Here is a 19,391-nt window from a genome sequence, read left to right as displayed (position 1 = left end):
GCCGTTAAGGCTTGGCTAATTTGAAATCCCCGATGAATCAACTCAAACAGATTCAGTACATGCGCTGTAGCTGTTATTTCGCCCGATTGCGCATTGACTGATTGACGGGTGCGAACCAATGCCAACCCCGACGTTTTACTGCCGGGGTCAATCTTTAACTCTAGCGGCTGTAACACACAGTCTGCGACCGTGCGATCCACCAGCCGGATCGTAAAAGGCACCAAGCGATGCACGCGAGCACGACCGCGCTCTAGCAATAGCCGAGCGCGTTTCTCACTGCACGGCATCAAAGGCCGTTTGTTTTTTCCTAACACAAAAACCGCCATCGCGATTTTCTCCTAAATAATGCCCTTACGGGCCTCGTGNCGCAGGGCTTTCGCCCTGTCTCTCCTCGGGAAAGTCAACAACCGGCTCCTGCGCGTGCAGCAAACAGAACCTTCGGCGTTTTACCTTGCGCCTGCATAATCCTGTCTTTCCAGAGCCTAGAGCTGAAGAAGCACTCTAGGGTGGGTCTGAACGACCTGTTGTTAACGGAGCGACTAAATAAAAGCCGCTAACCCTGGTCAACCCAGCTTGCTTTTACAAGCTCCGTCCCTTGAGGGCGGGGTAGTTGACTTTACCTATCATATTTTATTAATTTAATAAAAATCAATCACTTAAGAAAGAATCTCGTCCAGCTCATCACGCTCAAGGCTATCAACTGTACACATTTTTACAAATTCAAAGAGGTAATCTCTAACAAAAACGCCCTTTCGCAATGCTAAACGGGTGATATGACGACCGAATAAATGGCCCACCGGAATATGAATAAGTCCGGAATCACGCCTTGGATCAAACGCCATGCCGGCAATAATACCTAAACCCATATCCAGATCAACATAGGTTTTAATGACATCGGCATCCACCGCCTCGAGAACGATATCGGGAACTAGGTTTTGCTTAGCAAAAGCCTTATCAATCGCGGTTCGTCCTGAAAAAGCACGATCATAGGTAATCAACGGGTACTGCTGTATTTGTGCTAAGGATATTTGTTTGGCTTCAGACGTGGTTAGCTGGCTTAAAGGATGATCTTGATTCATCACCAGCACGTGCTCCCACTCATAACAATCCAACGTCACTAAACCACTCACAGAGGAAAGCGTTTCAGTGGCAAAAGCAATGTCTACCTCATCGTGTAAAAGGCGTTTGGCTAATTGCGGAGGATCACCCTCACTTAGACCGACGCGAACCTTAGGAAATTTCTTTTTAAACTCCATCAGAATCTTAGGTAAGAAATAGCGTGCCTGAGCGTGGGTACACCCGATCATCAGACTACCCTCTTCTTTTTCTGCTAAATCATCACTCAGTCTTTTGAGATTATCGACTTGCCTCATAATGTCATCGATAATCACACTGACCGCTTCACCAGCTTTGGTCAAGCCTCTAAGGCGCTTACCATGACGTTCAAAAATTGTGATTCCGAGTTCATCTTCTAACTCGATAATCGCTTTAGACACACCAGGTTGCGAACTGTAAAGCTGTCTGGCAGCTTCAGTAAGATTAAAATTCTGGCGAATTGTCTCGCGTACAAAACGAAATTGCTGTAGATTCATACTAACTATTGCTCCACGAAATGAGCGGCCCAATTTAAAATTAAGCGTATATATTAATATAATCTATTTTTATAATAAACCTTAAGCTTATAACTTAAAGATATATATTTTGTCGTAAAAGCAATGAAATTAACTGGCTGCCATTTCGCTTGTATGAAGTGGAGCTTTGGGCTTTTTGACCCTAATTTGCCACCAAAAGAAAAAAATACAAAGCAGGCTGACTATGAGGTTGAGACCAATCGTGCCCTCAAGGAAACCGACCGTGCCATTGCCAATCCAACTGCGCATTAAATTCAATAAGTTCATATAGAGCAATGCGATTAAACCGGCGATCACCAAATTGATTGAGCGACCGGCACGAGGATTAATGGCGCCAAGGGGAATGGCTAGAAGTGCCAGATTAAGCGCGGCTATCGGCATTGAGATACGCCACATGATTTGCCCGTCACTTTTAGGCGCATTGTCAGCGATGAGAGACGTCATCGTCCGTGCCTTGAGGCGCGATTGCACCGCTGTCCTAATCGCTTCCTCACTGCCGGCATCGGCACCATAAATTTGCATGGTAAAAGAATCAAAATGCGTCATCCGGAATTCGGTGGAATTATTACGCATATCGTAGCGATTACCGGGACCTAAATCAATATAACGGCGCCCCTCCTCATCGACACGATAATCCGCATGTTCCGAGGTAATGGTACTAATCCAGCCATCGCCCTGATTAACCCGAGCAAACACTCTACCCAAACCGCTATCCTGAGATTCATCTTGCTCGATAAAAAAGACGCGCTGACCGCTCTGCGTCTCGATGAACTGACCGGTGGCAATCTTAAAAATATCCGAACGCTGCTCAAAACGCTGACGATTTTCCTCAATCTCGGCATAAGCCCAAGGTGAGACTTGAATAGTTAACAAGGCGATTAAGGCGCAAATAGGTAACGCCACGCGTAGCACCGGCTTTAACCAAGTAATCAACGAAATACCGCTGGTAAACCAGACGATCATCTCATTTTCCCTATAGCTGCGGGAAACGGTAACAAGCACTGCAATAAATAGGGTTACTGTTAAAATAGTGGGTAGTGCAGTAATACTGGAAAAAGCGGCGATACCCAGCACTAAGTCAGAACCGATTAGCCCCTCAGCTGCTTGACCTAAAAGTCTCACTAACAATACACTCAGCCACACCACCATCAACGTGGACATGACGACACCTGCGTGACTAGTTATTTCGGCGACGACCGAGCGTTTGAATAGCGACATAAAGATTCTTAAGCGATAATGAATAACACAGTAATGTTAATTATAAGGAAATAAGGATATACAAATGGAATTTAAAGTACAAGTTACTAAGTCAATTGAAGACATTAAGACATCAGCTTTAATTGTTGGTGTATATCAAGAGCAAACGCTTGGTGTGGCCGCTGACGCCATCGAAAAAGCATCTAAAGGTGCCATCAGCCCATTATTGGACAAAGAGTTTAAAGCCACGCTGGGCTCGCATTTAGTTCTTCGTAACCTCGAGGGTATCACTGCTAAACGTATTATTCTTATTGGCCTTGGCAAAAAAGAAGATTATAACGCGAAGTCTATTTTAAAAGCACACGAAGCGATTGCTAAAATTTGTAATGACCTAAGCTTAGAAGAAGCGGTCAATACCTTATTACTAGAGTCGACTGAAGCGGTATCTGCCACAGAAAGCGCACGGTTCGCTGCACGCGCCCTAGAAAATGCTCAGTACCGCTACACCGCCACGCTGGGCAAAGAGGCCCAAGAAAAAGCAGAAGCACCCAGCTTAGCTACAGTTACTTTCATCACCCATGACGACAAAGACAAAGCACTAAAGGCAGCCATTGCTGAGGGTAAAGCCATTGCTCAGGGCATGGCATTAACTCGCCAGTTAGGTAATTTACCCGGTAATTTCGCCACCCCTACTTATTTAGGCAAACAAGCCAAAGCACTGGCTAAAGCCTATGAGTCTATTGAAGTACAAGTGCTGGAAAAAAAGCAGATCGAAGCACTAAAAATGGGCTCTTTCTTGTCTGTGGCAGCAGGTTCAGAAGAGCCTCCTCGCTTTATTGTATTGCATCATAAACCGGCAAACGCCAAGAAATCAGAAGCACCCATCGTCTTTGTCGGTAAAGGCGTCACCTTTGACACTGGTGGTATTTCGCTAAAACCCGGTGCCGGTATGGACGAGATGAAATGGGATATGGGTGGTGCAGCAACCGTACTTGGTCTATTTAAATTTATCGGTGAAATCGGCCTAGACAAAGAAGTGGTCGGTCTAATCCCTGCGACCGAAAACATGCCAAGCGGCCGTGCAACCAAGCCGGGCGATGTCGTCACCAGCATGTCCGGTCAGACCATTGAAATTCTCAATACGGACGCCGAAGGCCGTCTCATCTTATGTGATGCTTTGACCTATGCTGAGCGCTATGAGCCTAAAGCAGTCATTGATATTGCGACCCTAACCGGCGCGTGTGTAATCGCTTTAGGTAAAATCAACAGCGGTTTATTTAGTAACAATGACGACCTACGTGCTGCCCTACACGAGGCCGGCAAGCAAGCTTGCGACCAGGCATGGCCAATGCCGCTTGACGAGGAGTATCAAGAGCAATTGAAGAGCGATTTTGCTGATATGCAAAACATTGGCGGTCGTGACGCCGGCGCAATTACTGCGGCTGCATTCCTTGCCCGCTTTACCAAGCAGTACCCATGGGCTCACTTAGACGTGGCCGGAACGGCATGGGATAAATCAGGTAACACCAAGGGTTCCACCGGTCGTCCTCTGCCTTTATTAGCTCAGTACTTATTAACTACTAAGTAAGGCAAGGGTCAGGGTTATGAGCGTCAAGGTATTTTTTGCTTTTGGGGTTGGGCATCGTATCCAACAGGCGGCGATTTCTGCCGCCAAAAACTATCGTTCAACCAAAAAAATACTGGTATTCAGTTCCGAGCAAAAGCGATTAGATATGTTTAGTCGCCTGCTTTGGGATCTGGCACCCGACGCTTTTATCCCACAGGAAGCTATTAGTTCTGCCGAGCATTTGGTTGAACTAATAGCCGATCAATGGACGCCATCCGACAAAACTCAACCCGTTTTTTTACTACAAGATGCCGCCCTACTTTCTCATCAGGAGATACTTTCAAAAGCCTCTGATATGTGGCTACTCAATTTAGACGTAGATTGTCCACCGCACTATCAGCAATTTGCCTGCGTACTGGAAATTGTTTCTGAGCATGAAGCCGATAAGCAATACGCTCGCCAACGATGGAAGCAATACCGCGCCGAAGGGGCTGAGTTAATTTCACATCAACTGGGTAAGAATTAAGGCATTAACATGACTACTTTTTTCCGTAAACGTCCCCCTTACGCTTCCCGCACACCACATAATCCAGCAGCTGATGACGATGTCCCGGTGATTGGACCTGCGTCAGCGCATGTAGATGAGAGCGACTATCCCATCCTGGAAGCAGAGCCTGAGCCGATTGATGATTTTCCTATTGTCGGCCCTGCTGCTGATGACGCTGTTGTACAAGAAGAACAAGAAGAAGACATACCGATCGCTGCTCCCGCTGCACCCATCAGCACCAAGCAATTTACTCCGTCAGACAAATTACGATTACCTGAAGCACCTGACTGGGTACAAGAACAAGCACGTAGCTTGCATCATACTGCTCATCATCCCTTAGAAGACGCTATTGAACTCATTATCAATGACGAATTGGCTCACACCGAACAAAGAATCAGGCAAAGAATTTTTGATGAACTAAAAAAACATCATTAAATGCATTTTTCAATCAATATTTAACAATTTATTGGGAACATAAGCATACGTGCAAGTGTCTATTGACAGAGAGTTCAGTTTTCTGTAAGCTTTTTTAGTTAATTGGCGGTTAATAAACAGAGCGTGAGACTACGTTATTTAGACCGCTATACATTTATTATTGGAGTATCCATGAATCAGTATCAACAACCGACACAGTACCAAGATCACAGTGCCGCAGGTGCCGTGGTTCGCAATCGCGTACTGCGTAATACCTATATGCTCTTGGCTATATCCATGATTCCTACCGTCGCCGGTGCATGGTTATCGCTTAAGCTTGGACTAAATCAGATCCTAAGCCCGGGCATCTCGATGATTGTTTTCTTTGCCGGTGCTTTCGGTTTGATGTTTTTAATCGAGCGTAACAAAAACAGCTCAGCCGGTGTTGGCTTCCTATTACTGTTTACCTTCTTTATGGGTATCATGCTCTCTCGTATGCTTGGCTATGTTCTGAGCTTAGGAGACGGTGCTAATTTAATTATGCTGGCCTTTGGCGGAACCGCAGCAATTTTTGCGACCATGGCGGCCATAGCAACCACCACAAAGCGTGACTTTACTCACCTGCACAAGACACTTATTATCGGTGCGGTGGTGATTATCGTCGCCGCGATTGCCAATGTGTTTTTACAGATACCGGCATTGACCCTAACCATTTCTTTATTGGCCATTGTGATTTTCTCGGCCTTTATGCTGGTTGATTTACAGCGTATTGTAAATGGCGGTGAGACTAACTATATCTCAGCCACTCTATCGCTGTACCTAAGTATTTATAACGTATTTGTCAGCTTATTAAGTATCTTGGGTATTACCAGCAACGAATAATTTAAACTGCCCCATGCTAGTGAGCCTACAATAGCTCACTAGTGCTTTTAGACCAGTGCCAAATTTTAGGCACTGGTTTTTTTATGCTTGCTTATAGGGTGCTAAGGTAGGTCATTAACCTTAGAACCAATAATATTGAATTAGCGTACCCGCACCTAGCAAGATAAACAACACACAAGCCGCCTGACGTATTTTCTTAAACGATATTCGGTCCAGCAGCCAACAACCCAGGTAAACCACAGGCACATTAGCCAGCATCATCCCCACTGTCGTACCGAACAGCACAGGATAAAAATCATTGTACTTAGCAGCCAACAACACCGTAGCCAGTTGTGTTTTATCACCAATTTCTGCGAAGAAAAACAGCACAGTGGTCGCAATAAAAGCACCGTAGCTGACGTACTTCTCATCAACCTCATCCTTTTTGTCAGGAATGAGTAACCAGGCTCCCATCGCGAGGAAACTAATGGCCACAATCCAAGTGAGCAGTTCGGTGCTGACATTGTCTGAAATCCAGACACCGAACCAAGCTGACACAGCGTGATTCAATATTGTGGCAACAAAAATACCAAATACAATCGGTAGCTTGCGGGAAAACATGGCGGCTAAGAAAAGCGCCAACAACTGAGTCTTATCACCGACTTCGGCCAAAGATACGGCTAAAACAGATGCGATAAAAGCGTCCAACTTACACTCCATTTTGGTGGGCAAACACGACAAAGACAAGCATAAACGACCCACCGAGGCGATTTATACCTGTCTTAAGTCTCGTTAGTCTGCGCACTGAAAAAGCCGGTAAGCTTTTATGCGGTAGATGCCGGCACCATGCAAAAGCAAATATGTTGATGACAGCTTCGTAGGGATTTACGAACAACTACTCCCTTAAGAACAAAGAGATTATATCTGAACACGTCACATTTAATCCGGATATCATACGAATTGTGAGGATTTATACCTGTGTTTTAGCCAAACTGTGCAGGGACTGAATAACATCACGCGTTTTGAGGGAGCGTCGTTCTAACTGCTCATCTAAACGCTGCCTTAATTGCTTGCGCCAACGTCGGTTTTGAGCGGGTTCTGAAAAGTCAGGCATCGGGTCCTCGACACCATAGCCGGCTTCTTCCAGTAATTGCCATTCAAAATGTCTGAGCACAATATTCTCATTGCTGCCCTCAGCTAATTGCCTGAGGCAGTCGGCATACACATCAAATAATCCGGCATGCGGGTCCTCAGGTGCCAAGAACTTCAGCAGAAGCTCGTTCATATACCAAGCAGGCATAAGGGCACGCCCCTGTATGGGACAAAAACCGTTATTTTCAGCGCGAATGAATGTCTTGACCTCTCCCTGTCCGCTCCAACTGAGCAACAGAGGGTGAAAATGACTCAGTATCGGGCGCATAACAGAATACGGTCGCTTGGCGCCCTTCGCGACACCGACGATAATGCCATGATCTTTACTAAATACATGGGCAATGAGCGATGTTTCACTCCAATCATAGGCAGTCAGCAGATAGGCTTCGGCATCTAAAATCCGTGTCCTGCGCTTACTCATAACCTAAGTCACGCAAGGTACTTTCTTGCTCTGACCAGCCCTTGCGGACTTTGATAAAGACCTCGAGAAAGACCGGCTTGCCAACCATATCAGCAATTTCTTGACGTGCTTCCGTGGCAATCCGCTTCATGTGCTGGCCGCCCGCACCTAATAAAATAGGCTTATGGCTTTCGCGCTCAACGACAACGCAGGCATTGATATGGATGCCTTTATCCTCCTCATTCCACTCCTCAATAACCACAGTAGAAGCATAAGGAAGCTCATCACCCACTAAACGGAAGATTTTTTCGCGTAGGATCTCTGCGGAAATAAAACGCATTGAGCGGTCAGTGAGTGTATCCTCATCAAACATAAACTCACCATGCGGTAAGCGCTGAGCAATTTCATCCAGGAGAATAGTTAATTGCGTATTTTTTACCGCGCTGACCGGGATCACCGCATCGTATTGATATTTGGCCATGATACGAGTCGTAAACTCAAATAACTCAGCTTTGTTTTTGATGGCATCAATTTTAGACAACACCAAGATCACATGCTTTTTGTCAGACGGAGGTAATAGCGGCAGGACATTTTCATCACCTTCGGACCACTTACCGGCCTCTACGACATGCACCACCACATCAACGTCAGAGAGCGTTTGTACGACTACCCGGTTCATCATACGGTTCATGGCGCCGCCATGGCGTGTTTGGAATCCCGGTGTATCAATAAAAACAAACTGTGCATTGTCACGAGTCAACACGCCCTGAATGGGGTGACGGGTAGTCTGCGACTTGCGTGACACAATAGAAATTTTGGCACCGATTAAGGCATTGGTCAGTGTTGACTTACCGACATTTGGACGACCGACAATCGCCACAAAACCACACCGTTGCTTTTTATTTTCCATCATTAGACTGCTCCTGCTCTGTAGCTACCGGCAAACTGAGCTGCGTTGCTTGTCGCTCTAAATACTTCTCTTTTTTGAAGTTGGCTTTAGATAAAATCGGCTTAACCGAATTTAATGCTAAGGCAGCAGCACTCTGCTCTGCTTGGCGACGACTATGACCCACTGCTTCAGTCACGATAGCCAATTCCTCAATTCGACATTCAACAACAAACTCTTGATCATGTGCCGCACCGCGCGTGTCCACGACAACGTATTTTGGCAATGACAAGCGCTTCGCCTGAAGCATCTCTTGCAATAAGGTTTTGCTGTCTTTACCCGCTGTTTTGAAATCAACATTGGCAATCAACGGCTCATAAAGACGCGAAATCACACGCTGTGCTGAATCAATATCAGAGTCCAGATAAATTGCACCAAAAATAGCTTCCAACGCATCCGCTAATATTGAAGGACGTCTAAAACCGCCACTCTTAAGCTCACCCTCGCCCAAACGCAACACCTCTGACAAGCCCAACTTGGTTGACAACTCGGCTAAGGTTTGTTGATTGACTAAGCTTGCTCTAATACGTGACAAATCACCTTCATCCTCTTGCTTAAGGCCATCAAACAAGAGTGAGGCGATAGTAAAGTTGAGGATAGAATCCCCTAAAAACTCAAGACGCTCATTATTAGATTGACCGTGACTACGGTGAGTCAACGCGCGTATCAAAAAAGCATCGTTATTAAATTGATAATCCAGCTTTTCTTGTAGTTGTTTTAAGTTCATAGGCGATTTACTTAATGGACCCAATGCGGTCAAAATTAAAACCCAGATTCATCCAGACAAAAAATGCCTTGCCAACTATATTTTCTTCGGGCACAAACCCCCAGTAACGACTATCCACGCTATTGTCACGATTATCACCTAAAGCAAAATAATGCCCATTAGGTACCGTACAACTCAACTGCTCCGTGCTGTACTCACAGTGATCTAAAAATGGGAAACGAGTCTGTGGACGAGCCACGTTTTGATAGGGCAACTTTAAAATATTATACGTTTTTGTGTCGGTAACCTCTGCGTACTGCTGCGGGTTATTGCTTTGTTGCTCAGGATTGATGTAAGGACCCAAATCCATTTGCGCATACGCCCGACCATTAACCGTCAAGGTTTTTTGAATATTGTCATACACGATTGTGTCACCGGGCAATGCCACAATACGCTTAATATAATCTATGTTAGGCTCCGGCGGATAACGGAAGACCACCACATCACCTCGCTCAGGACTGCCGACAGGAATAATCTTTTTATTAATAACCGGAAACACCACACCATAAGAGAACTTATTAGCCAAGATCATATCCTTGGCCTCCAGGGTGGGCAGCATAGAACCCGATGGAATACGAAATGGCTCAACAATAAAGCTACGTAGTACAAAGACAGCTAAAATCACCGGAAAGAAGCTATGCACAATATCGATAAACCAACCTCTGTGCTTGGCTTCTTCGTCTCCATACTCAGCTACTCTTCTGGGCTTCAAAATGAGCCGATCGAGCATCTTTACCACAATCGCTACGATTAACAGTAATAATAAAATTAAGGCGTAATCCATGATTATTTAATTGCTCCGCTCACTAATCATCAACCTGTAAGATCGCTAAGAAGGCCTCCTGTGGAATCTCCACACTACCTACCTGCTTCATGCGCTTCTTACCTTCTTTTTGCTTTTCAAGTAACTTCTTCTTACGCGAAATATCACCACCATAACACTTGGCAAGTACGTTTTTACGTAATGCCTTGACGTTTTCGCGAGCGATAACCTCGGCACCGATGGCACACTGTATGGCCACATCATACATCTGACGTGGAATCAAGCCACGCATCTTAGAGACCACCTCACGACCACGATGACGCGCATGCTGACGATGAACAATCATCGATAATGCATCAACCTTGTCGCCGTTAATCAATAAATCGACACGCACGACATCAGAACTGCGGAACTCAATAAAGTTGTAATCCATGGAAGCATAACCGCGAGATACGGATTTTAAACGGTCAAAGAAGTCTAAGACAATCTCTGCTAATGGCATCTCATAAACAAGATTCACCTGACGACCATGATAAACCATATTTTTTTGAATGCCGCGCTTCTGATTACATAATGTCATGACCGGACCGACATAATCCTGTGGCATCAAAATACTGACTTCCACGATGGGCTCTCGTATATCAGCAATCTCGCCAACCCCCGGCATCCGCGACGGAGTCTCCACCATGATGACAGAACCGTCATTGAGCTCAACCTCATACACCACCGACGGCGCCGTCGTAATGATGTCCATATCAAACTCACGCTCTAAACGCTCCTGCACAATTTCCATGTGCAATAAGCCTAAGAAACCACAACGGAAGCCAAAGCCTAAGGCTTCGGACACCTCCGGTTCGAACATGAGTGATGCATCGTTTAATTTAAGCTTTTCAAGTGAGTCACGTAACTGATCATACTCACTACTTTCTACCGGGTATAAACCGGCAAATACCTGTGGTTTAACCTCTTTGAATCCCGGCAACGCCGCATCGGCTTCCTTGCCAACGATAGTAATCGTATCACCAACCTTGGCATGTTCAAGCTCCTTGATACCGGAAATAATGAAACCTACCTCACCGGCACTTAGCTGCTTACGTTGTACTGATTTAGGCGTAAACACACCCACCTGATCACACAGATGTGTTTCATTGGTCGACATAAAGCGCATGCGATCTTTGGGCTTCAGAACACCATTGACAATGCGCACCAACATGACGACACCGACGTAATTATCAAACCATGAGTCGATGATTAACGCTTGTAGCGGTGCTTCTGGGTCACCTATAGGCGGTTCGACCTTGGCAACAATGGCTTCGAGAATATCATCGATCCCCATGCCTACCTTGGCACTGGCAGGAATTGCCTCTGATGCATCAATACCAATCACTTCCTCAATCTCTGCTTTGGCAGCATCGGGATCGGCTGAGTTCAGGTCCATTTTATTGAGAACAGGAATAACCTCGACATCAAGGTCAAGCGCTGTATAACACGTTGCGACGGTTTGCGCCTCGACCCCTTGGGAAGCGTCGACGACAAGAAGCGCTCCCTCACAGGCAGATAAAGAACGGCTAACCTCATAAGCGAAGTCGACGTGCCCGGGCGTGTCAATTAAGTTTAGATTATAGACATTGCCATCCTTGGCTTTATACTCCAGCGCGGCAGTCTGTGCCTTAATGGTAATACCACGCTCACGCTCGATGTCCATGGAGTCTAGCACCTGAGTCGACATCTCGCGATCAGACAGACCACCACAGCGATGAATTAAGCGATCGGCCAAGGTAGACTTACCATGGTCAATATGGGCAATAATAGAGAAATTGCGTATATGCTGCATGAATTCCGAAAATAAGACAATAGATAACTAAAAAGGCGCAGATATTGCGCCTTTTTTGCGTTCAATAACAGTGTATTGTACTTTATTTTTCAGGTTGAACTGCAACCCACTGCGTGAAATCGTTACGTCGCACTAATAATGCAGCGTTTTTGTCTTTTGGTAAGTCCTTAACCAGCTCCTGATAATGACTCAGATCCTTAACGTCTTGATCGTTAAGCACCAAAATGATGTCATCAACCATCAGACCGGACTCGACACCAACGCCTTCGACGCTAGTCACCACGACACCCCCTTCGATACCTAGCTCCTCTTTTTGAGCGGTAGAAAGGTTGGCAACAACTAAACCAAGTCGATCAACATCAGCTGAGCTATCGGCTTTAGAATCACCCGTTGGCCCCTTGGTCGCTAACGCTTGCTCACCATTGAGACTCTCAACCACGATATCCAGTTTGACTGCCTTGCCGCGACGCCACACCTCAATACTGGACTCGGTGTTAGGACGCGTTTGACCAACCATGCGAGGTAAATCAGACCATTTCTTGATGTCCTTGCCATCAAACTTGGTAATCACATCACCGGGGCGAATACCTGCTTTTTGAGCCGGACTGCCAAGTTCGACATTACTCACTAAGGCACCCTCAGCGCCATCTAGGCCAAGTGCTTCAGCAACATCTTCTTGTACTTCAGAGATGGTTACACCTATGCGACCACGGACAACTTTACCGGTTTCTTTAAGCTGCTCAACAACCTTCATTGCCTCATTAATAGGGATTGACAAAGAAATCCCCATAAAACCGCCCGAGCGAGAAATGATTTGTGAGTTAACACCCACGACCTCACCGGATAAGTCAATTAAAGGACCACCGGAGTTGCCCGGATTGACCGCTACGTCAGTTTGAATAAACGGTAAATAATCACCTGTATCACGATTAATTGCGCTAACAATACCGGCAGTCACCGTGGAGTCCAGACCAAAAGGCGAACCAATTGCTAACACCCACTGGCCCTTTTTCAAATCATCAGAGCCACCTATTTTTAGTGGCTTTAAACCCTGTGCTTCCACCTTAATCAAGGCCAAGTCAGTACGCTCATCCGTACCAACCACCTCACCAACCAACTCCTTGCCGTCATTTAATGTCACGATAATTTTAGACGCCTTGTCAATGACATGGTTATTAGTAATGACGTAACCATCCTCAGAAATAATGAAGCCGGAACCTACATTTCTTGGCACCTCACGCTCAGAACGCTCGCCTAACTGTGGCCCGCGCTCACGTGGTTGGATCTGACCCGGAAAACCAAAATCCGGACCGAAGAAAAAGCGAAAAAGCTCTTCCATGTCTCGATCCATACCAAAATTACCACCACCGAGACTCCGACTACGGACAGTTTCCATGGTGCGAATATTAACCACACCAGTCTCAGTTTGAGCAACAATATCAGTAAAATCGGGCAATGCCACTAAGGTGTTGGCCTGAGGATTGGCCGTTTTCGGCGCTTGGTTTGAATGGTTATTTTCCTGCTTTACAACCGGTGATGGCAATAACTTACCGTCTTGTGCCATCACACTCGGAGTTAAAACACTCAAAGCTAACAGGGTGGATAAAAAGGTTTTTTTCATTAACATGCTAAATGTCCTTAGATACTAATGGTAATTGAGGCGATACTTTTAAATTAAAATACCTAATCACTCAGTTGAACTGTGCTCAGCAGATTCTGCTACTGACTCAAGCGTAGGTAGTGGCATAGCGCCTAATGCGGTAAGCCAATAAGCACCTAAACGCTTACTGTAAATATTAACCGGCCCTTCAACACGATCAAATTCACCGTACTTATCCTTATCCGCTTGATCAAGCTCTTGGATAAAGAGAGAGAAAGAAGAAAGGCCATCAGATAATGTTAGTTGTCGAACCTCTTTATTGGTTCCCGTGACTAACTTAAAACTGGTAACTTTTTGAAAACCACTAGGTAAGGAAAAACGCCAACCCTCTGCCTCAAGATCAATATCATTGTATTGAGGCTTAAAGTGATTCCACGTCACGTAATCGTGCCCTGTGCGGAGCGATGAGCGATCTATTTGCTCATCAAAAAGCAAATGGGTAAAAGCCGTTTGACTGACAATTTGCTGTCTGTGGTTAACTGTTTCAATTTGAAGCAATAAATGCTTAACCGGTTCAACACAAATTCTTACGCCATAACGATCCTCGTCTCGTGGGATCAAGCTTATTTTCTTACAATCGACGCCGGCCACACGAGATAAGGTATCCTGCATTTCAACGGCATAGTAATCGGAAATCCCCTCTGCTCCGGTTAGCAGCAGCCCGGGAAACTCATGCTCCCTAATCGGCATAGTCACAACAACATGCTGCTCAGGGAAAAGTTGGATTTGCTGCTCATCGGTACGCAGCACCTCGATGGGATTATCGTCGAGCGACTCTATGCGACGCGACAAGTGCTCATTACTGAAGATGTTGGTAATTTTAGAGGTGATTAGGTGCTGATTAGCCCAATGCGAAACAAAAACACCTTGATAATTGACTTGCGAAGAGGCTAATTGAATTTGTGTCAGTAGCTGCTCAAGACTCAACAGCTCAATATCTTGTGCAGGTACCACCTGAGAAAGTGGTTGAGTAGCCTCGGGAACTACCGGTTCAATGACTTGTTGTGCATAACTCAGAGCAGGTACCGCCAACGCCAAGAAGGTAATACTAAGTCCTACTAATGATTTGTGCAACAAACTATTCATTGACCAACACCCATGCCCTGATAATTAACCTGCATAAATGGCGTATAGGCCGACATATCACTATGTGAACGCAAATACTCAGGGTAAGTGCGACGACGCTCCTCAGTCGATGGCTGGTCGTTAGCCGCAGAAGCGCTGACAGCTACGACAGGTGATCGACTAAAACTCATCGCTGAATCCATTGTGTTGATTGTATTGTCAACAGCCGCGGGACTGACCGCTTGCGTTTCAACAGAAGCCAACACCGGCGCAGTAGAATGTACACTAGGCTGCATATCATTGCTTTGAAAAATGCTATAAGTCACAATCGTCGCAAATGCCGCGGCAACACCACCGGCAACAAATGCTAAACGCGCTTTAGATCTGCCGGGCATACGATGAACTTGAGCGGTTTGACGCTTAGCAGGCAGGCCAACACTCATACCATCGGTACCGGTCGCTTGAAGCTCTTCTTGTTCTTGCACTTCGTCAAGTGAATGAGCCGGCTCTGCCTCAAGTGCTTTAGCCAAACGCATTGAAAACAGATCGGAGGTACGAATGGCTAAGCTGCTATCACGCATGACATCACTGATGATCTGATACCGCTTCAGCTCGGCACAGCAATGAGCATCTAAGCTATCCAGCACGGCATCAAACTCAGACTCACTCAATTCGCCGTCTAAAAAAGCACTTAAACGATCCAACTGTGCTGATGTTGATAAATCCATAGTGTTATTCATTTACAAGACTTCCTTTTACCAGACCGCCACTATATTAGCGCTACCATGGCCTACCATCATTACCCAATAGCGGCTTAAGTCGCTCAGAGATAGCCTCACGTGCTCTAAATATACGTGATCTGACGGTACCTACCGGGCAGTCCATAGCCGTTGAAATTTCTTCATAACTGAGGCCCTCTAACTCTCTTAGAACAATCGCTTGACGCAACTGTTCCGGTAACTCATCAAGGGCGATTTGCAATGCCTCGATAATTTCACGATTATGCAGGTGAGTTTCCGGGGTTTCTCCATCTGTTAGATTATCAAGCAAGGAAAAAGTTTCACCATCTTGACTTTCCATCTGATCAGAAACAAACACTTGGTTATGTTTGGAGGAAATATGGTTTCTTGCCGTATTGACCGCAATGCGATAGAGCCAAGTATAAAAGGCGCTTTCATTACGGAATTTAGGCAATGCGCGATACGCCTTTAAAAATGTCTCTTGAGCAATATCCTCGACATCGCTTTGGTTGTGCAGGATACGCCCCAATAGACGCAATATGCGTCGCTGGTATTTGTTTACCAGCAATTCAAACGCCCGCTTTTCGCCGGCTTGCGCTCTTTTGACTAGCGCCGCATCTATCTCTCGCTCTGTACTCATGCCAATATCTCCTGAGACCAATTATGACACAAAGCATTGAAGCGGCGTCTTTGTTGTGCATTTAAACTATTTAACCACACCACTAATTGATAAGATTTACCCTCACTCGACTGCACGACTAAATGACACCAAAACAAAGCATGTCGCACGGACAGCAATGTGCAATTAATCGCCGGCGCATCGGTCGAGGGATAATATTGACAATCCCCCTCAGGACTCATTGCTAGCCCACAAGTGGGTTGTGCTGTGCGGTTTTTTAGAAAGGCAAAAGCGATAGCGGTCAACAAGCAGGCAAAAGTAAAACCGACCATGAGCACACAAGTGACCCAAATCAAGCCGCTCTTATAAAAAACCTCATAAGAGCTGGGCTTGATCCAGATAGTTTGACGCCATACTCGGTTTAATACGGGTGAGTACATGCAACAACTAAATCTTTTTAACAACCATTGAGCCGTTAGTACCACCGAAACCGAATGAGTTAGATAAAGCGTAATCGATGGCTACATCACGCGCTTCATTGGCACAATAGTCTAAATCACACTCGGGATCTTGGTTAAAGATATTAATTGTTGGTGGTGATTTTTGGTGATAAACCGCTAAGGTTGCAAACACACCCTCGATACCGCCGGCCGCACCTAATAAATGACCTGTCATGGATTTAGTCGAATTAACAACAACTTTTTTAGCGTGATCGCCTAATGCCAATTTAAGTGCTTTGGTTTCGTTAAGATCACCAAGAGGTGTTGAAGTACCATGCGCATTAACATAGTTAATTTGATCCGGATTAATACCAGCGTTTTTGATGGCATTAACCATACCGCGACGTGGACCGTCTTCGTTAGGTGCAGTGATATGATGTGCGTCAGAGCTCATACCATAACCCACTAATTCACCATAAATCTTTGCACCACGCTTTTTAGCATGCTCATACTCTTCGAGCACCATAACGCCGGCACCCTCGCCTAAAACGAAGCCATCACGATCGACATCCCAAGGACGTGATGCTGTAGTCGGATCGTCATTGCGCGTAGATAAGGCACGCATAGCCGCAAAACCGCCAATACCTAATGGAGAAACGGTAGACTCAGCACCGCCCGCAATCATGACATCAGCATCACCATATTCAATTAAGCGACCGGCATCACCAATAGAATGCAAACCGGTTGTACAAGCTGACACGACACCGTAGCTAGGTCCCTTAAGTCCTAACATAATGGTCAAATGACCTGAGATTAAATTAATTAATGAAGAAGGCACAAAGAATGGATTAATACGGCGTGGGCCTTTTTGCAAAAATGCAGTTTGTGTTTCTTCGATGCGTGGTAAACCACCGATACCTGAGCCGACGATCACACCGGCTCGTTCGGGATTAATCTGATTAATATCTAAACCTGAATCACGCCAAGCGTCGATACTTGCGGCTAAACCATAATGGATGAAAGTATCCATTTGCTTAGCTTCTTTGCTGTTAATGTAATTACCGACGTCAAAGTCTTTGACCTCACCGGCAATTCGAGCACTAAACTCACTCGCATCAAAACGGGTAATAGGACCAATACCTGAACGGCCATTGACCAAATTATCCCATGCGGATTCAATGGTATTTCCAACAGGTGACACAATGCCCAAGCCTGTTATGACGACTCGTCTTCTCACTAAAGACTCCTTAAATGAGCTGTTAAATTCTTGTTATTAGAAATTTAAAACAAAAACCGCCTAAGCCTGACTCCATGTGCTAGCAATTGCTAGCAACTAAAGACGGTTTAGGCGGCTTGCAGAAATCACCCAAGCGATTACTTCTTGTTAGCAGTGATAAAATCAATAGCTTGTTGAACAGTAGTGATTTTTTCTGCTTCTTCGTCAGGGATTTCGGTTTCGAACTCGTCTTCTAAGCACATAACTAACTCAACCATGTCAAGTGAGTCAGCGCCTAAGTCATCTAAGAAAGAAGATTCGTTTTTTACTTCTGCCTCATCCTTAATCGCTAATTGTTCAGCAATAATGCTCTTGACGCGTTGTTCGATGCTATCCATGTATTTCTCCAAATGGGCTAAGCCCTTACTAGTTAAAAACTAATGGCCACTAAAATATGACCCATACTGTGATTAATTGTTTTGAATTACTCAAGTCTAGGCAAAAATGAAACCTAATTCAAGTAGCTCAAAACACCCTAAATTGCAATGTGCAGTGTTTAACAACTGCATTTTAGACAAAAAACACTGCAATGTTTATTAAATAAGCCGCTTAAAGAAATATTTTCTCTCTTAAACGACCTTTTTTTACTGCTGATTCAGCTTCTTATCAACTTCAAATAAACCTAATAATTAAAAGAAATCAAAAAGATACTGAAACAATGATAAAACTTATACTAAATTAGCGAGGCCATCGCTTACTGCATAAACATGCCGCCATTGACGTGCAATGTCGTGCCTGTGATATAGGATGCTTGTGGACTTGCCAAGAAGACAACAGCATTGGCGATATCCTCAGGCTGACCGAAACGCGATAGCGGGATACGCGACAGTAAGCTGTCTGTCACCTCTTCGCTTAAAGAGCGGGTCATGTCTGTGTCGATAAAACCCGGAGCAACGCAGTTGACGGTAATATTACGACTACCTAACTCACTCGCTAAACTACGACTCATCCCGGCAACAGCCGCTTTGGCTGCGGCATAGTTTGACTGACCCGGATTACCAACAGAAGCGATAACCGATGTCAGATTAATAATACGGCCCTCACGCGCCTTCATCATTGGGCGCATCACACCGCGACACAAGCGAAACACGGCATTGAGGTTAGTCTGCATGACATCTAACCACTCTTCATCCTTCATGCGCATCGCTAAATTATCACGCGTAATACCGGCGTTATTGACAAGAATATGAGGACCACCCTCTGCTGCTAACTCAGCTAATAACTCGTCACAAGCCGCATTATCAGTCACGTTCAAAACGACGCCACGACCGCCAAACGACTCAAGCTCAGCCGTAATGCCCTCAGCCCCCTGCTCGGTCGTAGCGGTTCCCACGACTGTTGCGCCTTGCTCAGCTAGTGCTTTAGCCACTGCCTTACCGATTCCTCTTGATGCACCGGTAACAAGTGCAATTTTATCTTTTAAAACCTGTTCTGACATCTTTTTAATCCTGAAAAGTGCTTGTTAAAGCAATTAATCATGTAACCTATTTAATGCATTGGGCATTGGCCGCAA

21 protein-coding genes are annotated in these 19,391 nt (G+C 45.4%); 4 read left to right on the top strand and 17 right to left on the bottom strand.

Annotated features, from left to right (window positions below; all coding sequences use genetic code 11):
* The 3 genes from B092_RS0103995 to lptF form a co-directional block, all read right to left on the bottom strand.
* Positions 1–326: RRXRR domain-containing protein (locus tag B092_RS0103995; RefSeq protein ID WP_026253587.1), on the bottom strand; the 326-nt coding region annotated here is incomplete at its 3' end.
* 330 nt (positions 327–656) lie between these two features.
* Entirely contained in the window at positions 657–1,592 is a 936-nt protein-coding gene (locus tag B092_RS0103990) for a CysB family HTH-type transcriptional regulator (RefSeq protein ID WP_018573955.1), read from the bottom strand.
* A 129-nt stretch (positions 1,593–1,721) separates the two neighbouring features.
* Positions 1,722–2,849, bottom strand: a complete 1,128-nt coding sequence (gene lptF, locus B092_RS0103985; protein WP_026253586.1) for an LPS export ABC transporter permease LptF — start codon at positions 2,847–2,849, stop codon at positions 1,722–1,724.
* 64 nt (positions 2,850–2,913) lie between these two features.
* On the opposite strand from lptF, the gene B092_RS0103980 reads away from it, so the two are divergent.
* The 4 genes from B092_RS0103980 to B092_RS0103965 all read left to right on the top strand — a co-directional run bounded on the left by B092_RS0103980 (position 2,914) and on the right by B092_RS0103965 (position 6,238).
* Positions 2,914–4,416 carry a leucyl aminopeptidase gene (locus B092_RS0103980; RefSeq protein ID WP_018573953.1) on the top strand — a complete coding sequence of 501 codons (1,503 nt, stop codon included), beginning with the start codon at positions 2,914–2,916 and terminating at the stop codon, positions 4,414–4,416.
* A 16-nt stretch (positions 4,417–4,432) separates the two neighbouring features.
* Positions 4,433–4,921 (top strand): DNA polymerase III subunit chi, encoded by a 489-nt coding sequence (locus tag B092_RS0103975; RefSeq protein ID WP_018573952.1) that lies wholly within the window; start codon positions 4,433–4,435, stop codon positions 4,919–4,921.
* A gap of 9 nt (positions 4,922–4,930) precedes the next feature.
* Entirely contained in the window at positions 4,931–5,377 is a 447-nt protein-coding gene (locus tag B092_RS0103970) for a hypothetical protein (protein WP_018573951.1), read from the top strand.
* 171 nt (positions 5,378–5,548) lie between these two features.
* Positions 5,549–6,238, top strand: a complete 690-nt coding sequence (locus B092_RS0103965) for a Bax inhibitor-1 family protein (RefSeq protein ID WP_018573950.1) — start codon at positions 5,549–5,551, stop codon at positions 6,236–6,238.
* A gap of 120 nt (positions 6,239–6,358) precedes the next feature.
* Here B092_RS0103965 and B092_RS0103960 read toward each other — a convergent pair whose 3' ends face one another.
* The 14 genes from B092_RS0103960 to fabG all read right to left on the bottom strand — a co-directional run bounded on the left by B092_RS0103960 (position 6,359) and on the right by fabG (position 19,316).
* Positions 6,359–6,925 (bottom strand): TMEM165/GDT1 family protein, encoded by a 567-nt coding sequence (locus B092_RS0103960; protein ID WP_018573949.1) that lies wholly within the window; start codon positions 6,923–6,925, stop codon positions 6,359–6,361.
* Positions 6,926–7,187: 262 nt separating this feature from the next.
* On the bottom strand, positions 7,188–7,790 hold the full coding sequence (gene recO, locus B092_RS0103955; RefSeq protein WP_018573948.1) for a DNA repair protein RecO: 603 nt from the start codon (positions 7,788–7,790) through the stop codon (positions 7,188–7,190).
* A complete protein-coding gene (gene era / locus B092_RS0103950) occupies positions 7,783–8,679 on the bottom strand; it encodes a GTPase Era (protein ID WP_026253585.1) in 897 nt (298 codons plus the stop codon). The genes recO and era overlap by 8 nt, the downstream gene beginning before the upstream one ends.
* Positions 8,669–9,442, bottom strand: a complete 774-nt coding sequence (rnc, locus tag B092_RS0103945) for a ribonuclease III (protein ID WP_018573946.1) — start codon at positions 9,440–9,442, stop codon at positions 8,669–8,671. The genes era and rnc overlap by 11 nt, the downstream gene beginning before the upstream one ends.
* A gap of 7 nt (positions 9,443–9,449) precedes the next feature.
* Positions 9,450–10,265 (bottom strand): signal peptidase I, encoded by an 816-nt coding sequence (lepB, locus tag B092_RS0103940; protein ID WP_018573945.1) that lies wholly within the window; start codon positions 10,263–10,265, stop codon positions 9,450–9,452.
* Positions 10,266–10,287: 22 nt separating this feature from the next.
* Positions 10,288–12,078 carry a translation elongation factor 4 gene (gene lepA, locus B092_RS0103935; protein ID WP_018573944.1) on the bottom strand — a complete coding sequence of 597 codons (1,791 nt, stop codon included), beginning with the start codon at positions 12,076–12,078 and terminating at the stop codon, positions 10,288–10,290.
* 82 nt (positions 12,079–12,160) lie between these two features.
* Positions 12,161–13,705, bottom strand: a complete 1,545-nt coding sequence (locus B092_RS0103930; RefSeq protein WP_018573943.1) for a Do family serine endopeptidase — start codon at positions 13,703–13,705, stop codon at positions 12,161–12,163.
* 60 nt (positions 13,706–13,765) lie between these two features.
* A complete protein-coding gene (locus B092_RS0103925) occupies positions 13,766–14,824 on the bottom strand; it encodes a MucB/RseB C-terminal domain-containing protein (RefSeq protein WP_018573942.1) in 1,059 nt (352 codons plus the stop codon).
* A complete protein-coding gene (locus B092_RS0103920; protein WP_018573941.1) occupies positions 14,821–15,543 on the bottom strand; it encodes a sigma-E factor negative regulatory protein in 723 nt (240 codons plus the stop codon). The genes B092_RS0103925 and B092_RS0103920 overlap by 4 nt, the downstream gene beginning before the upstream one ends.
* Before the next feature lie 40 nt (positions 15,544–15,583).
* Positions 15,584–16,183: an RNA polymerase sigma factor RpoE gene (rpoE, locus tag B092_RS0103915; RefSeq protein WP_018573940.1), complete on the bottom strand. Its 600-nt coding sequence runs from the start codon at positions 16,181–16,183 to the stop codon at positions 15,584–15,586.
* Positions 16,180–16,602, bottom strand: coding sequence for a hypothetical protein (locus tag B092_RS0103910; protein ID WP_018573939.1), 423 nt, complete (start codon positions 16,600–16,602; stop codon positions 16,180–16,182). The genes rpoE and B092_RS0103910 overlap by 4 nt, the downstream gene beginning before the upstream one ends.
* Positions 16,603–16,609: 7 nt before the next feature.
* Positions 16,610–17,839, bottom strand: coding sequence for a beta-ketoacyl-ACP synthase II (fabF, locus tag B092_RS0103905; RefSeq protein WP_026253584.1), 1,230 nt, complete (start codon positions 17,837–17,839; stop codon positions 16,610–16,612).
* A gap of 137 nt (positions 17,840–17,976) precedes the next feature.
* Positions 17,977–18,216 (bottom strand): acyl carrier protein, encoded by a 240-nt coding sequence (acpP, locus tag B092_RS0103900; protein ID WP_018573937.1) that lies wholly within the window; start codon positions 18,214–18,216, stop codon positions 17,977–17,979.
* Between the two features lie 356 nt (positions 18,217–18,572).
* Complete coding sequence (gene fabG / locus B092_RS0103895; protein WP_018573936.1) at positions 18,573–19,316, bottom strand: 3-oxoacyl-ACP reductase FabG; 744 nt, start codon at positions 19,314–19,316, stop codon at positions 18,573–18,575.
* Positions 19,317–19,391: the final 75 nt, after the last annotated feature.

The organism is Oligella ureolytica DSM 18253, from assembly GCF_000373745.1.
GTDB lineage: Bacteria > Pseudomonadota > Gammaproteobacteria > Burkholderiales > Burkholderiaceae_B > Oligella > Oligella ureolytica.
The sequence above is the reverse complement of the archived record's forward strand: the minus strand, read 5'-3'. Positions and strand labels throughout refer to the sequence as shown.

What these genes read in the sequence shown, in the direction of transcription:
- B092_RS0103990 (WP_018573955.1), bottom strand. Translation starts at nt 1,592, where the DNA reads ATGAATCTACAGCAATTTCGTTTTGTACGCGAGACAATTCGCCAGAAT.
- lptF (WP_026253586.1), bottom strand. Translation starts at nt 2,849, where the DNA reads ATGTCGCTATTCAAACGCTCGGTCGTCGCCGAAATAACTAGTCACGCA.
- B092_RS0103980 (WP_018573953.1), top strand. Translation starts at nt 2,914, where the DNA reads ATGGAATTTAAAGTACAAGTTACTAAGTCAATTGAAGACATTAAGACA.
- B092_RS0103975 (WP_018573952.1), top strand. Translation starts at nt 4,433, where the DNA reads ATGAGCGTCAAGGTATTTTTTGCTTTTGGGGTTGGGCATCGTATCCAA.
- B092_RS0103970 (WP_018573951.1), top strand. Translation starts at nt 4,931, where the DNA reads ATGACTACTTTTTTCCGTAAACGTCCCCCTTACGCTTCCCGCACACCA.
- B092_RS0103965 (WP_018573950.1), top strand. Translation starts at nt 5,549, where the DNA reads ATGAATCAGTATCAACAACCGACACAGTACCAAGATCACAGTGCCGCA.
- recO (WP_018573948.1), bottom strand. Translation starts at nt 7,790, where the DNA reads ATGAGTAAGCGCAGGACACGGATTTTAGATGCCGAAGCCTATCTGCTG.
- era (WP_026253585.1), bottom strand. Translation starts at nt 8,679, where the DNA reads ATGGAAAATAAAAAGCAACGGTGTGGTTTTGTGGCGATTGTCGGTCGT.
- rnc (WP_018573946.1), bottom strand. Translation starts at nt 9,442, where the DNA reads ATGAACTTAAAACAACTACAAGAAAAGCTGGATTATCAATTTAATAAC.
- lepB (WP_018573945.1), bottom strand. Translation starts at nt 10,265, where the DNA reads ATGGATTACGCCTTAATTTTATTATTACTGTTAATCGTAGCGATTGTG.
- lepA (WP_018573944.1), bottom strand. Translation starts at nt 12,078, where the DNA reads ATGCAGCATATACGCAATTTCTCTATTATTGCCCATATTGACCATGGT.
- B092_RS0103930 (WP_018573943.1), bottom strand. Translation starts at nt 13,705, where the DNA reads ATGTTAATGAAAAAAACCTTTTTATCCACCCTGTTAGCTTTGAGTGTT.
- B092_RS0103925 (WP_018573942.1), bottom strand. Translation starts at nt 14,824, where the DNA reads ATGAATAGTTTGTTGCACAAATCATTAGTAGGACTTAGTATTACCTTC.
- B092_RS0103920 (WP_018573941.1), bottom strand. Translation starts at nt 15,543, where the DNA reads ATGAATAACACTATGGATTTATCAACATCAGCACAGTTGGATCGTTTA.
- rpoE (WP_018573940.1), bottom strand. Translation starts at nt 16,183, where the DNA reads ATGAGTACAGAGCGAGAGATAGATGCGGCGCTAGTCAAAAGAGCGCAA.
- B092_RS0103910 (WP_018573939.1), bottom strand. Translation starts at nt 16,602, where the DNA reads ATGTACTCACCCGTATTAAACCGAGTATGGCGTCAAACTATCTGGATC.
- acpP (WP_018573937.1), bottom strand. Translation starts at nt 18,216, where the DNA reads ATGGATAGCATCGAACAACGCGTCAAGAGCATTATTGCTGAACAATTA.
- fabG (WP_018573936.1), bottom strand. Translation starts at nt 19,316, where the DNA reads ATGTCAGAACAGGTTTTAAAAGATAAAATTGCACTTGTTACCGGTGCA.